11 protein-coding genes are annotated in these 14518 nt (G+C 53.3%); 6 read left to right on the forward strand and 5 right to left on the reverse strand.

Going from position 1 to position 14518, the window contains the following annotated elements:
- Nucleotides 1-50 precede the first annotated feature (50 nt).
- Complete coding sequence (gene glmS / locus DBY95_RS07835) at nt 51-1889, forward strand: glutamine--fructose-6-phosphate transaminase (isomerizing) (protein WP_107723943.1); 1839 nt, start codon at nt 51-53, stop codon at nt 1887-1889.
- A gap of 571 nt (nt 1890-2460) precedes the next feature.
- Here the strand turns inward: glmS and DBY95_RS07845 are convergent.
- On the reverse strand, nt 2461-3759 hold the full coding sequence (locus tag DBY95_RS07845) for a M16 family metallopeptidase (RefSeq protein ID WP_107723944.1): 1299 nt from the start codon (nt 3757-3759) through the stop codon (nt 2461-2463).
- Between the two features lie 58 nt (nt 3760-3817).
- Nucleotides 3818-5167 carry a M16 family metallopeptidase gene (locus DBY95_RS07850; RefSeq protein WP_107723945.1) on the reverse strand — a complete coding sequence of 450 codons (1350 nt, stop codon included), beginning with the start codon at nt 5165-5167 and terminating at the stop codon, nt 3818-3820.
- A 195-nt stretch (nt 5168-5362) separates the two neighbouring features.
- Between DBY95_RS07850 and DBY95_RS07855 the strand changes: the two genes are divergently transcribed.
- Nucleotides 5363-6541: a phosphoglycerate kinase gene (locus DBY95_RS07855; protein WP_004519232.1), complete on the forward strand. Its 1179-nt coding sequence runs from the start codon at nt 5363-5365 to the stop codon at nt 6539-6541.
- Nucleotides 6542-6636: 95 nt separating this feature from the next.
- On the opposite strand, the gene yccS is transcribed toward DBY95_RS07855, so the two are convergent.
- The 3 genes from yccS to DBY95_RS07870 form a co-directional block, all read right to left on the reverse strand.
- Entirely contained in the window at nt 6637-8778 is a 2142-nt protein-coding gene (gene yccS, locus DBY95_RS07860; RefSeq protein ID WP_107723946.1) for a YccS family putative transporter, read from the reverse strand.
- 165 nt (nt 8779-8943) lie between these two features.
- A complete protein-coding gene (locus DBY95_RS07865) occupies nt 8944-10173 on the reverse strand; it encodes a PilT/PilU family type 4a pilus ATPase (protein ID WP_049333157.1) in 1230 nt (409 codons plus the stop codon).
- An 86-nt stretch (nt 10174-10259) separates the two neighbouring features.
- Nucleotides 10260-11306: a type IV pilus twitching motility protein PilT gene (locus DBY95_RS07870; protein WP_004519239.1), complete on the reverse strand. Its 1047-nt coding sequence runs from the start codon at nt 11304-11306 to the stop codon at nt 10260-10262.
- A gap of 117 nt (nt 11307-11423) precedes the next feature.
- Between DBY95_RS07870 and DBY95_RS07875 the strand changes: the two genes are divergently transcribed.
- From DBY95_RS07875 to dksA, 4 genes are all read left to right on the forward strand, one after another.
- Nucleotides 11424-12119 carry a YggS family pyridoxal phosphate-dependent enzyme gene (locus tag DBY95_RS07875; RefSeq protein WP_107723947.1) on the forward strand — a complete coding sequence of 232 codons (696 nt, stop codon included), beginning with the start codon at nt 11424-11426 and terminating at the stop codon, nt 12117-12119.
- A gap of 76 nt (nt 12120-12195) precedes the next feature.
- Complete coding sequence (gene proC, locus DBY95_RS07880) at nt 12196-12993, forward strand: pyrroline-5-carboxylate reductase (protein ID WP_107723948.1); 798 nt, start codon at nt 12196-12198, stop codon at nt 12991-12993.
- 2 nt (nt 12994-12995) lie between these two features.
- Nucleotides 12996-13553, forward strand: coding sequence for a YggT family protein (locus tag DBY95_RS07885; protein ID WP_101755624.1), 558 nt, complete (start codon nt 12996-12998; stop codon nt 13551-13553).
- A gap of 233 nt (nt 13554-13786) precedes the next feature.
- A complete protein-coding gene (gene dksA, locus DBY95_RS07890; protein WP_004519243.1) occupies nt 13787-14203 on the forward strand; it encodes an RNA polymerase-binding protein DksA in 417 nt (138 codons plus the stop codon).
- The last annotated feature ends 315 nt before the right edge of the window (nt 14204-14518 follow it).

Genomic DNA, 14518 nt, shown 5'->3' on the forward strand with positions numbered 1-14518 from the left:
GAGCCGGAGCAGCAGTCATTTTCTCAAACTTTTGATACTAAGGAACTTATATGTGCGGTATCGTAGGTGCTATTCGCGCCAATCACAATGTAGTCGATTTTCTGACCGACGGTCTCAAACGCCTTGAATACCGAGGCTATGATTCGTCGGGTATTGCCGTAAACATGGACGGCAAAATCAAACGCGTCCGCCGTGTCGGCCGTGTTCAGCTGATGGAAGATGCAGCACGCGAAAAAGGCGTGTTCGGCCATATCGGCATCGGCCATACCCGTTGGGCAACCCACGGCGGTGTAACCGAGCCTAACGCCCACCCCCACATTTCCGGCGGCATGATCGCGGTTGTCCACAACGGCATCATCGAAAACTTTGAAGCCGAACGCGAACGCTTGAAAGCTTTGGGTTACACCTTCGAATCGCAAACCGATACCGAAGTCATCGCCCACAGCGTCAACCACGAATACGCGCAAAACGGCGGCAAACTGTTTGAAGCCGTTCAAGCTGCGACTGCCCGTTTCCACGGCGCATACGCCATTGCCGTTATCGCACAAGACAACCCTGAACAAATGGTTGTTGCGCGCATGGGCTGCCCGCTGTTGGTGGCCTTGGGCGACCAAGAAACCTTCATCGCTTCCGACGTATCCGCCGTGATCGCCTTTACCCGCCGCATCGCTTACTTGGAAGACGGCGACATCGCCCTGCTGAACGCAAACGGCATCGAAAAACTGCTCGACAAAACCGGTGCGCAAACCGAACGCGCGGTTAAAGTATCCGAATTGTCTCTGGCTTCTTTAGAGTTGGGCCCATACAGCCACTTCATGCAAAAAGAAATCCACGAACAGCCCCGCGCCATCGCCGATACTGCCGAAGTCTTCTTAGATGGCGGTTTTGAACCTGAAAACTTCGGCGCCAACGCCCGCGAAGTGTTCGACGATATCCACAGCATCAAAATCCTTGCCTGCGGTACGTCCTACTATGCTGCGCTGACCGCCAAATACTGGCTCGAATCTATCGCCAAAGTGCCGACCGACGTGGAAATCGCCAGCGAATACCGCTACCGCGACGTGATTGCCGATCCAAAACAACTGGTCATCACCATTTCCCAATCCGGCGAAACTTTGGACACCATGGAAGCCCTGAAATACGCGCAATCCTTGGGACACAAACACAGCTTGTCTATTTGTAACGTGATGGAATCCGCCCTGCCGCGCGAAAGCGAATTGGTACTGTACACACGCGCCGGTGCAGAAATCGGCGTTGCCTCTACCAAAGCGTTCACGACCCAACTGGTTGTCCTGTTCGGCCTGGCCGTTACCCTGGGTAAACAGCGCGGTCTGGTTTCCGATGAGCAAGCAGCTGCATACGTTGAAGAATTGCGCCAACTGCCCGGCAGCATTCAGCACGTTCTCAATCTTGAACCGCAAATCGCCGCTTGGGCACAAAAATTTGCCAAGAAAACCAGCGCACTCTTCCTGGGTCGCGGCATCCACTTCCCAATCGCTCTTGAAGGCGCATTGAAGCTGAAAGAGATTACCTATATCCACGCCGAAGCTTATCCTGCGGGTGAGCTGAAACACGGCCCGTTGGCCTTGGTGGACGAGAACATGCCTGTTGTCGTAATTGCTCCGAACGACAGCCTGTTGGACAAAGTGAAAGCCAATATGCAGGAAGTCGGCGCACGCGGCGGCGAACTCTTCGTCTTCGCCGACCTCGACAGCAACTTCAACGCCACCGAAGGCGTGCACGTTATCCGCGCCCCACGCCACGTCGGCGTACTCTCGCCGATTGTGCACACCATCCCCGTGCAACTCCTGTCTTACCACGCCGCCCTTGCACGCGGTACAGACGTGGACAAACCGCGCAACTTGGCTAAATCGGTAACGGTTGAGTAAGCAATAAACCGGTTAAAAAAAGGCCGTCTGAAACCTGTTTCAAGGTTTCAGACGGCCTTTTTTATTTTAAGAATCCGATTTATTTTTCGTATTCGGAAATGTATTGTGTGACAGCAGCTTGAGGATTTTGAGCAAAGATAACTTTGGCATCCTTTTGATATTGATAGCCGCGTTTTATCAAATTTTTTTCACGTAGTGAATTACCGTATCCACCAAGTATAATTTTAATTATAAGACTTATCATAAACAGAAGGTGTGCTACAGATAAGTCTCTGACAGTAAATTGTAATATTATAGACCAAATAATAAGTGTAATACCTAAATCCTATATTTTTTTTACGCATGCCCAGATGCCACCAAAGAAAAAAGCAGGCCAAGACCAGCCTTGTTTGACAGCTTCATATTGACCTGCCGGATTTTTGAATATCTTATAAATTTTCATACAAATATCCCTTTATAATAAACAACTAAAAGACAATAAATTATACTTATTTTTATAATTAATTGGAATAATTTTAAAACAACAGGCCGTCTGAAAAATCTTTCAGACGGCCTGTTGTTTTAAAGCGTTTTATTCTGCACCGACAACGACGGTGTTGAGGTCTTTGAATTTGACGCGGCGTTGCCATGCGTCGCGGACTTGTTCGACGGTCAGGCTGTTGATGGCTTTTGGGTAGGCTTCCAAGTAGTCGTTGGGCAGGTCGTAGAGGCCGATCAGGCTCAGGTAGTTGAGCAGTTTGTCGTTGGAGTCGTAGCGCAGGGGAAAGCCGCCGACGATGTTGGCTTTGGCCTGTTTCAGCTCGGCTTCGGTCGGGCCTTCGGCGATAAACTGCTCGATGATGGCTTGGGTGTCAGCCAGTGAGGCTTTGGTGTTTTTCTTTTGGGTGGAGTAGGAAACGGCAAACGTGCCCTCTTCTGTCGCCGGGGCGAGGCTGCTGTATACGCCGTAGGTGTAGCCGTGTCGGTCGCGCAAAACTTTCATGAGGCGGCTGTCGAAACCGCCGCCGCCGAGGATGTAGTTGCCGGCAACGAGGGCATAGTAGTCAGGGTCATGGCGTTTGATGAGGGAGGTGCCGAGCAGGACTTGTGCCTGTGTGCCGGCAAAGGGGATGTCGCGGCGTTGGGCGGTTTGTTTGGGAACGGGCGGGATGGCATGGGTTGCGGTGGCTTTGGCCGGCAGGTCTTTGAGGACGCGTTCGACCAGTTGCTCTGCCTGTTTGCGGTTGAGGTCGCCTACGATGGCGACGATGGCGTTGTCTTTGCCGTAGTGGGTGCGGTGGAAGGCGCGGATGTCGTCCAGACTAACGCGTTTGAGGCTGTCAACGGTTATGTTTGCGCCGCTGCCGTAGGGATGGTTCGGGTAGATGAGCTTGGTCAGTTCGCGCGTGGCGGTGTAGTCGGGGGTGGTTTCTTGTTGTTGCAAGCCGGTAATGGATTGGATTTGACGGCGGCGGAAAACGGCTTCGTCAAAACGCGGACGGGTCAGCGAGTGGTTGAGCAAGTTGGCGGCTTTGTCGCGGATGTCGGCTTTGCTGAGGCTGCGGAAGCCTGCAGATGCGCTTTCGGCATTGCTGTCGCTGTTGATTTGTGCGCCGATGTTGTCGGCTTCGGCATTGAAGGCTTCTTCGTCCAGCTCTTGGGTGCCGTCGGTCAGAAGGGCGGCGGTAAATTCGGCAACTTGGCTTTTACCATCCGGATTGGCGACGCTGCCTGCGCCCTTGAAGCTGACTTCAAGGTCGATGATGGGGTTTTCGTGGCGTTCGACAAGGAGGATTTGGGTGCCGTCGCGGTTGCGCCAGCGTTGGATGTCGGTGGCGGCTTGGACGCTTAAGGGCAGGAGTAGGGCAAGGGCGAGCAGGGTGGGTTTCATGTTGTGGCTTTCTGTTAAGGCCGTCTGAAAGGGTATGGGCTTTCAGACGGCCTGATGTTTATCGGCGTTTGGCAGCTTTTTTGCTTGGCGCGGCGGCAGGTTTTTGCGGCTCGATGATGACGGTACTCATGCGCTCGTCGGTCAACATTCGGGCGGCGGCCTGTACTTCTTGCGCACTGACTGCCTGTAAGCGGCGGTGGATTTCTTGTTCGTCGGTATATTGGAAACCGCGTGCTTCGAGGCGGCCCATCATGGAGGCTTGGGAAGACATGGAGTCTTTGGCGTAGATTTCGTTGACTGCTGCCTGGGTTTTGACGCGCTGCAATTCTTCTTCGGAAACGCCGTGGTCGGCAATGTCTTTGATCTCTTGGCGCAGCTGGGCAATCAGAGTATCGGTTTTCACGCCTTCGGCAGGCATGGCCATTACGCTGAACAGCGGCATTTCACGGCTGATGATGTCGTAATGCGTTCCTGCGTTCAATGCGGTTTGCTTGCCGCGCACGAGGTTTTTATCAAAACGGCTGGATGCGTTGCCTGCCAAAATATCGGAGAGGATGTCGAGGGCGAAAGGCATCGTGTCATCGAGTTTTTGGAGTTTCGGCACACGGAAGTTGATGGCAATCAGCGGCTGGTGTGTAACCGGAGAAGTGGCTTTGACCGTAACAGGCTTGCGCAAATAGGGTTCGGTATGGAGTTTGTTGCGCGGCGGCTGGGCTTTGGCCGGAATATCGCCAAAGAGTTTGGCGGCCGTCTGAAGCGTTTGTTTGGCATCGACATCGCCGACAATGACCAATACGGCATTGTTGGGCGCGTAATATTGTTTGTACCACGCGCGCAAGTCGTCGGCTTTTAGGGTGTGCAAATCTTTCATGTAGCCGATGACGGAGGCGCGCATGGACGGTTGGGTAAAGGCGGCAAGATAGGCTTGCTCCCACATTTTGCCGTCGGCCGTGTCTTCCGTGCGTTGGCGGCGTTCTTCACGGATGACGTTCATCTCGTTGAGGAATTCTTTGTCACTGAAGTTGAGGTTGTGCATGCGGTCGGCTTCGAGCTTCAGAATCTCGGGCAGGTTGGCGGCGGCGACGTTTTCGTAATACACCGTTTCATTGCGGTTGGTATAGGCATTGTTTTGCCCACCCAGCTCGGACACGCGGCGATTGAACTCGCCGGAGGGGACGTCTTTCGTGCCTTTAAACATCATGTGTTCCAAAGCGTGGCTCAAGCCGCTTTTGCCCGGTTTTTCATCCACGCTGCCGATTTTGTACCAAATCTGCGAAACGGCCACAGGCGCGCGGTGGTCTTCTTTGACGATGATTTTCAGACCGTTGGGCAGGGTTTCAGAAAGCGTCTGCGCCCATGAGGCGGCAGGCAGCGCGAAGGCAAGCATTAAAGCAATTCGGCGTAACATGGTTCAATCCGTAAAATGAAAATCAATCGCCAAAGTATAGCGGAAAATCTGCAAAGATTGGCCGAATGTTTCAGACGGCCTGAGACTTTATCTGCTGATTCACATCAAGCGCGGCCGTTGCCAATCTTTACCGTCGCGCCTCATTCGCGGATAATCCCAAACATTCCCGTTTCCAACCATCACAAAGGAATCATCATGGCATTTTTGAAACTGACCGAACAAAATGTTCAAGGCAAAACCGTTCTGATCCGCGCCGATATGAACGTACCGTTCAAAGACGGCAACATCAGCGACGACACCCGTATCCGCGCTTCGCTCGCATCCATTAAATACTGCTTGGACAACGGCGCATCTGTGATCGTGATGACTCACCTCGGCCGACCGACCGAAGGCGAATTCCATCCTGAAGACGATGTGGCGCCTGTTGCCGCACATTTGGGCAAACTGTTGGGCAAAGACGTGAAAGTATTGAACGACTGGCGTGAAAACAAACCGACTTTGAACGCCGGTGATGTCGTGATGCTGCAAAACGTGCGCATCAACAAAGGCGAGAAGAAAAACGACTTGGAGCTGGGCAAAGCCTACGCGTCTTTGTGCGACGTGTTCGTCAACGATGCATTCGGTACCGCCCACCGCGCCCAAGCTTCGACTGAAGCCGTTGCCCAAGCCGCACCGGTTGCCTGCGCCGGCGTGTTGATGGCGGGCGAACTCGACGCTTTGGGCAAAGCCCTGAAACAACCGGCTCATCCGATGGTTGCCATCGTTGCCGGCAGCAAAGTGTCTACCAAACTGACCATCCTCGAATCTTTGGCCGACAAAGTTGATCAACTGATCGTCGGCGGCGGCATTGCCAATACCTTCCTGTTGGCAGAAGGCAAAGCCATCGGCAAATCTTTGGCCGAACACGATTTGGTGGAAGAATCCAAAAAAATCATGGCGAAAATGGCGGCTAAAGGCGGCTCTGTACCGCTGCCGACCGATGTGGTTGTCGCTAAAGCCTTTGCCGCCGATGCGGAAGCTGTGGTGAAAGACATTGCCGACGTTGCCGAAGACGATATGATTTTGGACATCGGCCCTAAATCTGCCGCTGCTTTGGCCGATTTGCTCAAAGCTGCCGGTACGGTTGTATGGAACGGCCCGGTCGGCGTGTTTGAGTTTGACCAATTTGCCGGCGGTACCAAAGTATTGGCCGAAGCGATTGCCCAAAGCGATGCGTTCTCGATTGCCGGCGGCGGCGACACTTTGGCGGCGATTGCCAAATTCGGCGTAACCGATCAAATCAGCTACATTTCTACCGGCGGCGGCGCGTTCCTTGAGTTCTTGGAAGGCAAAGAGTTGCCTGCCGTTGCTGCTTTGGAAAAACGCGGCGCATAATCAGTTTTAATCTCGATGGCTGAATAAAGGTCGTCTGAAATCTGGAAATCAGGTTTCAGACGGCCTTATTTATTTTGTTGAAATGTGTTATCGGTTTAGGCGGTTTGCGTATCCGACTGTCTGTGCAATGCCTGATAACACGGTGCAAGCTGGCGGATGATGAGGTCGAGCTGGTGTTTGAGGATTTGGTTTTGTTGGGACTGCTCTTTGTCGGTCTGTTCCAAATCAGCAAACTCCTGTCGGATGGCTTCGATACTTGCATCGAAGGTGGCCGGTTCGGTTTGCGGCATTTGTTTGAGGAGTTCGGCGATGTGGTGGGTCAGGCGGGCATATGGGGCGAAGGTATCGCTGCCGTCGTGATGAACCTGGTCGCGGTATGCGCCGAGCGCGGAAATGTGGCCGGTCAGCGCATAGCTGGTTTTGAGCAGGGTAAAGCCGTCTTGCAGGCGGTCTTGGTATTTTTTCGGGTTGCTGCTCATGTCGGATAAGGTGCTGCTGAGGGCGGCAGTGCTTTCGTGGGCTTGGCGGCGGGTGAGGCGGTAGTCGACATCGTCGCGGCTGCCGTTTTGCAGCTGGTCGAGGATGGCGTCGAGATAGCGGCCGTTGGCAGTGATGGTCTGGGCGGCGGTATGGCTGAGGGTGAGGTAACGCCAATCTGGCCAGAGGTAGGTGGCGGCGGCCCATGCGATAACGGAACCGACGATGGTGTCGATGATGCGGATGGGCATGGCGTGGTACACATCCAAACCGGCAAGCGAGAGACTGGTCAGGGCTTGGATGGTGATGAAGAAGGTGGAGAAGCTGTATTTGTAGCTTCGGGTCATGAAAAACAGGGTGGTGCTGGCGATGACAATCCAAAGCTTGGTCTCAACAGACGGGGTGAAGTAGGGGACGAGCGAACCGACAATCACGCCGAGAATCGTGCCGGCGATACGTTGGTACACGCGGCTTTTGGTGGCGGTGTAGTTGGGCTGGCAGACGAAAAGGGCGGTCAGCAGAATCCAGTAGCCGAGGTTGAGATGGAGGATTTCGACGATGATGCAGGCAGCGGCCACGACGATGGAGAGGCGGGTGGCATGGCGGAAGACGCCGGATTCGAAATTGAGCTGGCTGAGGACGGTTTCGCCGATATTGCGGAACTTGGTGTTTTCAAGGGCGGCGATGCGGGTGTCGGCGTTGTCGTTTTCGGCAAGGGATGCATCGTTTTGCAGTTGCCGCAGTTGGTAATCAACGCTGCTGAGGTTGTCGAGCAGGCGGCGGATATTGTGGAGGTTGGCATTATCGGCGTGGGTCTCGGCAAAATGGCTGAGGGATTGGCGGCAGCCTTCCATGGCGCGGCCGAGGCGTTTGCTGTATGCGTAGGGTTTGTTGTTGCGCAGGGAGGAGGCAACGTTGCGGCACGCCTGGCCTTGCATTTCGAGCAGGCGGCGGATGCGGAAGATGAGGTCGGTGTTTTTGAGCTGATCGGCCATTTCGCTGTAATCGACGTGGGCGGAGCTGATGCGTTCGTGCATGTCTTGCGCGCAGAGGTAGTAGCGCAGCATTTTAGCGGTACGCGGATGGCGGTGTTGGCCGCGTAATCGGTAGAAAAGTGCGCCGCGGCATTGGTTGAAGGCGGTAATCACGCTGGTGTTGCTCATGGCCAAGTCGATTTGGCGGTTGCCCAACCAAGCGGCTTCGTCGGGGTCGAAAAAGTCGGCTTTGGCATCGAAGTAGTTGCTGAGTGCGTCGTAGGCGTTGGCGACGGTTTCTTGGACGGGGCGGTGGGGAAGGATAATTTGGAAGATCAGGGTGTTGACGCTGTATAGGACAGTGCCCAGCAGAATCATGATGGGGTTGGTCAGCCAGTAGGTCTCGGGGGTGTAGGTCAGCGTGGTGTAGGTGGCGACGGCGAGCGCACCGAAAGCGAAGGTGCGGTATTTGAGGCCGACGGTGCCGAGGATGGTGAAGCCGAAAGTCATCAGGGTCATGGCCAAGATGAAGGGAACACCTGTGCCGATGGTGCTTTGGGCAAGCAGTGAGGAGAGGGTGAACAGGGCAACGGTGATGACGATGTTTTTCAGACGGCCTGTGAGGCGGTTGTCCAAATCGACCAAACCGCCGGCAATAATGCCGAGTACGAAGGGCATAACTAGTTTGGGCGTATCGAAGTGCCAAACGAGGGTGGCGGCGATGAATACGCTGGCGAAGACGGGCAGGGAGGCAATGATCAGAGGTTTGAGCGGCGGAGTGTTCATGATGGTGTTGTTTATTATTCGTTATGAGGTGAATGATTGGATTTTAACAGGATTTTTAGTCGGTTTCAGAATGCTTTAAATGAGATAAGGCCGTCTGAACGGATACGGGAAAATACTTGATTTCGTTTCCACATCCGTTCAGACGGCCTTGTTTGGCTTGCGCCATCAGGTCATCAGGTTGAGGTCGCTGATGCGGTCGTAGAGACGCTCGGTATTGTTGCCCTCGTCGTGCATTTGAATGCGCAGGCGCAAATCGTTGGCGGAAACTGCTTGGCGCAGGGCTTCGCTGAGTTCGATTTGGCCTTGTGCGTAGAGGTTGAAGAGGTTTTGGTCGAACGTCTGCATGCCGTTGCTGCCGGAGCGTGCCATCAGGTCACGGATTTCCAGCAATTCGCCTTTGAAAATCAAGTCCTGCATGGCCGGAGTATTGAGCAGGAGGTCGGTAACGGCCGTGCGTTGGCGGTTTTTCTTGATGGTGAGGCGTTGGCCGATGATACCGACGAGGTTTAACGCCAAATCCATCAAAACCTGTTGGCGTCGGTCTTCCGGATAGAAGTTGATGATACGCTCGATGGTTTGGGAGGCCGTGCTGGCATGGATGGTGAAAACGCACAGATGGCCGGTTTGAGCCAGTTGGAGGGCGTATTCCATGCTTTCTTCGCTGCGGACTTCGCCGATACAGACGACATCGGGTGCTTGACGCATGGCGCTTTGAACGGCGGTTTTCCAGTTGTCGGTATCGATGCCGATTTCGCGCTGGGTGAAGATGCTGCGGCAAGGTTTGTAGATAAACTCGATGGGGTCTTCGATGGTAACGATATGGCCGGGCAGCTTTTGGTTGCGGTAGTTGAGCATGGAGGCCATGGTGGTGGACTTACCCGAACCGGTCGGGCCGGCGAGGATCAGCAGGCCGCGCGGAGCGAGTGCAAGCTCTTGGAGCTTTTCGGGCAAGCCGAGGGTCTTCATTTCGGGAATGTCTTGGCTGACGCGGCGCAATACCATGCCGACGCGGCCTTGCTCGTGGTAGGCGTTGACGCGGTAGCGCGTGTTGCTGCGCGATTGGACGGAATAGTTGATTTCCCAGTCGCGATTGAAGGCTTCGAGCTGGTCGGGGTTCATGGTGGACTCGGCGATGGCGGCGGTGTCTGCGCCGGTCAGCGCTTTGTGGGGCATGGGCGTGAGGGTGCCGCCGACTTTGATGGCAGGGGGAAAGCCTGCGCTGATGAAGATGTCGGACGCGTTGCGTTTTTCGGCCTCTTCACACATACGGTCGAGCAGGGGGTGAAGATGCGTGCCGATTTCGGCCGGGGTCGGGATGTGCGGTGCTTGGTTTTTTTGTGAGTAGGCTTGCACCATTTCGCTTAACAGGTCGTGCAGAGGGGCGAGGTCGCTCATGATGATTCTCTTTAAAACGGGTATTCGGTCAGGCTGAAAGGCCGTCTGAAAACGGGATGATGGGGTTCAGACGGCCTGAGTATGGTTTAGAAAACAGAGAGGTTTTCGATGTTTTGCGCTTTGCTGCGTGCCAGCTCGGGACTGATGGTGCCTTGGCGGACAAGGGTTTGCAGGGCTTGATCGAGGGTTTGCATACCGTGGGCCTGACCGGTTTGGAGGGCGGCGTTGATTTGGGCGATTTTGTTCTCGCGGATGAGGTTGCGCACGGCCGGTGTGGAAATCAGGATTTCGTGTGCGGCGACGCGGCCGTTGCCGTCGCGGGTTTTCAGCAGGGTTTGGGAAATGATGGCGCGCAAGGATTCGGACAACATGGAGCGCACGATTTCTTTTTCGCCGGCTGGGAATACGTCGACAATACGGTCGATGGTTTTGGCGGCGCCGGTCGTGTGCAGCGTACCGAAAACCAAGTGGCCAGTTTCGGCGGCGGTCAGGGCGAGGGAGATGGTTTCAGGGTCGCGCATCTCACCGATCAAAATCACGTCGGGGTCTTCGCGCAGGGCGGAGCGCAGGGCGTTGGTAAAGCTGTGGGTGTGCTGATGCAGCTCGCGCTGGTTGATGAGCGCCTTTTTGCTTTGGTGGACGAACTCAATCGGGTCTTCGATGGTCAGAATGTGGGCCGGTTGGGTTTCGTTGATGTAGTTGACCATCGCCGCCAGCGTGGTGGATTTACCCGAACCGGTCGGGCCGGTTACCAAGACCAAACCGCGTGGATTTTCGGCAATTTTTTGGAAAATGCGCGGCGCACGCAATTCTTCCAGCGTCAGAACGGTGCTCGGAATGGTACGGAATACGGCGGCCGGGCCGCGTTCGGTCATAAAGGCGTTGACGCGGAAACGGGCAACATTAGGCAGCTCAAATGAGAAATCGACTTCAAAATCCTGTTGATAGAGCTTGCGCTGGTGGTCGTTCATGACCGAGGTAATCATGGTACCGACTTCTTCCGAGCTCATCTCGGGCAGGTTGATGCGGCGGATGTCGCCGTGTACGCGTATCATGGGGGAAATGCCAGAACTCAAATGGAGGTCGGAGGCTTTGTTTTTCACGCCGAACGCGAGTAAGTCGGTAATCTGCATAATGTGGCCTTGTTTTGGTTTAGAATAATAAAATCGCTTTATTTTAAATAGATAAATCCGTTCGACCAAGTAAAATTTTCAAAATGCCGAGTGATGAACGGGTTAAAGGAGAAAACCATGTCGGTATTGCAACAAAACTATCAGGACGTATGCCGGGCGGTTGAACAGGCGGCTGAGGCTGTCGGACGGCCTGCGGAAGCGGTGAAGCTGGTAGCGGTCAGCAAGACCTTTCCGGCAGATGATATCCGCGAAGTATATGCGGCCGGTCAGCGCGATTTTGGCGAGAACTATATTCAGGAATGGTTTGAGAAAACGGAAACGCTGGCCGATTTGCCGGATATTGTTTGGCACGTTATCGGCGATGTGCAGTCTAATAAAACCAAATTTGTGGCCGAGCGCGCACATTGGGTGCATACGATAGGCCGTTTGAAAACGGCTCGGCGCTTGAGTGAACAAAGGCCGTCTGAAATGTCGCCGTTGCAGGTGTGTATTGAAGTGAACATTGCCGCGGAAGAGGCGAAACACGGTGTGGCGCCCGATGAAGCGGTTGCGCTGGCCCTTGAAGTGGCCAAGTTGCCGAATATTAAAGTGCGCGGATTGATGTGTGTGGCCAAGGCTGACAGCAGCGACGATGAGTTACGCGGCCAGTTTCACACCATGCAACGGCTGTTGGCTGAGCTGAATGCGGCAGGTGTCGAAGCAGATGTTTTGTCTATGGGTATGTCCGGCGATATGCCAATTGCGGTAGAATGCGGCGCAACCCACGTCCGCATCGGCAGCGCGATTTTCGGCAAGCGGCATTATCCTCAATAAAAGTAATAGGCCGTCTGAACCGGGTAGACAGCAGTTTCAGACGGCCTGATCGATATCACAAAGGAGTGACATATATATGAATATCTATTTTCTCGGCGGCGGCAATATGGCGACTGCCATTGCAGGCGGTTTGGTCAAACAAGACGGTTATCGTGTCCACATTGTCGAACGCGGCGCCGAAAGACGAGCGCAACTGGAGCAAGAATTGGGCGTAGCCACTTCTGAAAACCTGCCCGAATTGAGTGCGGACGATGTCCTCATTCTCGCTGTTAAACCGCAAGACATGCAGGCAGCCTGTCAAAACATCCGTTTAAATGGTGCGCTGGTGTTGTCCGTAGCGGCAGGTTTGTCCATCGATACCCTCAGCCATTATCTGGGCGGCACACGCCGTATCGTACGCATCATGCCCAATACGCCGGCCAAAATCGGTTTGGGCGTATCCGGTATGTTTGCCGATGCAAGTGTTTCAGAAGCCGACCGCACAGCCGCAGACGGCATCATGCGCTCTGTCGGCACAACCGTTTGGCTGAACGAGGAAGAGCAACTCCACAATATTACCGGCATCAGCGGCAGCGGCCCCGCCTATGTTTTCTATCTGTTGGGCGCTCTCCAAAATGCGGCCTTAGCACAAGGTTTCAATGAGCAAGACGCACGCGAACTGAGCCTTGCTACATTTAAAGGCGCAGTGGCTTTGGCCGAACAAACCGGCGAAGCATTCGCACAATTACAGCAAAACGTAACTTCCAAAGGCGGCACGACACACGAAGCCATCGAAACCTTCAAAGTCCGTCACGTTGCCGAAGCCATCGAACAGGGTGTAGAAGCCTGCGTCAAACGTTCGCAAGAAATGGCGCAACAATATAAGGCCGTCTGAACATGCGCGGCGACTTGCTCCTATTATTGGCAGACGCTATTGCCATCCTGTGTATCACGCGCTTTTTGCTCCGATACGCAGGATTGGCAGCAGAACAACCCCTGCTCAAATTCAGCATACAGGCAACAGGCTGGCTGACCAAACCTTGGCAAAAAGCATTTCCATCCGGCGAGAAAACCGATTGGTACTGCCTGCCTTCAGGTTTTCTGGTGTACTACCTTGCCTGTACCGCCATTATTTTCATCTCGCCGGCGCTGTCCATCAGCAATAAGCTGATTTTGGCAAACTTCTGGTTTGCCGCGCTCCATATGCTGAAAGCCGCGGCTTATACATTACTTATTGGTCTGATTATTAGAATGGTGTTCAGTATACAGGGCCGCTATTCGCCGTTGACTTATGCCATCGAACGAATCTTGCAGCCATTGCTCAAACCGTTTTCCTTCTTACGCGTAGGACGATACGATTTTTCAGGCAGTTTATTGGCACTCTTATTATGGTTGTGGCTGGCCCGATGGTTTCCCCAACTTATCCAGCAAACCAACCTATGGTTGCTTCAATAGGCCGTCTGAAAGCGCAGCAGGTATTAACGACCAAAAATACAACGTCCTAAAAAGCGCTTTAATACATTTAGGTGTAAGGTAGTGCAAAAAAGTGCAAATCGAAATATAAAGAACAAATGAATAGGTAAAACATGATATGATTCGCCCAATTTCCAAAACGGAAATTCAAGAAAACCCAATAAAAGCAAACCCGTAGCATCCAAATCATTAACAACAAACCGAAAGCAGACACCATGGCAAAGCTGACAGAACAAGATATTTTAAACTGGGATGGTCCTGAAGAGGACTACATGAACAGCGACCAATTGGCCTTCTTCCGCGAACTACTGGTTAAAATGCAAGAAGAGCTGATTGAAAATGCAAACACCACTACCGGCCATCTTCAAGAGCACGAATCCGCTCCCGATCCTGCTGATCGAGCTACTCAAGAAGAAGAATACGCTTTAGAACTGCGCACCCGCGATCGTGAGCGTAAACTTCTCAATAAAGTGCAAGCGACTCTCCGCAGCATTGACGAAGGTGATTACGGTTTCTGTGCCGATACCGGCGAACCCATCGGCCTCAAACGCCTGCTGGCACGTCCGACCGCGACATTGTCCGTAGAAGCGCAAGAGCGCCGCGAACGAATGAAAAAACAGTTCGCCGACTAAGAATATAAAGATAGAAACCTCAAAAGGCCGTCAGAAAGAGCATTTCAGACGGCCTTTAGTTTGTATTTTTTGTATGTGTGGATTATGTAGAAAGTTTGATAGTATTTTTTAGAAATAAAAACCCTGTTAAAACAGGGTGGTGGTTAAATTTCTAGAAATAATTTTGCGAAAGGTGTTGACTGGTTTTGTTGGTAGGCGTATAGTTCGGTTCTTCGCTGCTGACGCGGTGAAGAAAACGAAGCAGACAGTATAACACAGTTAGTTAGAATTTTCGATAATTTTAGTTGACATTTGCTAAATGTACTGTATAATTCG

Source organism: Neisseria subflava, from assembly GCF_003044935.1.
In the GTDB taxonomy this organism is placed as follows: Bacteria; Pseudomonadota; Gammaproteobacteria; order Burkholderiales; family Neisseriaceae; genus Neisseria; species Neisseria subflava_E.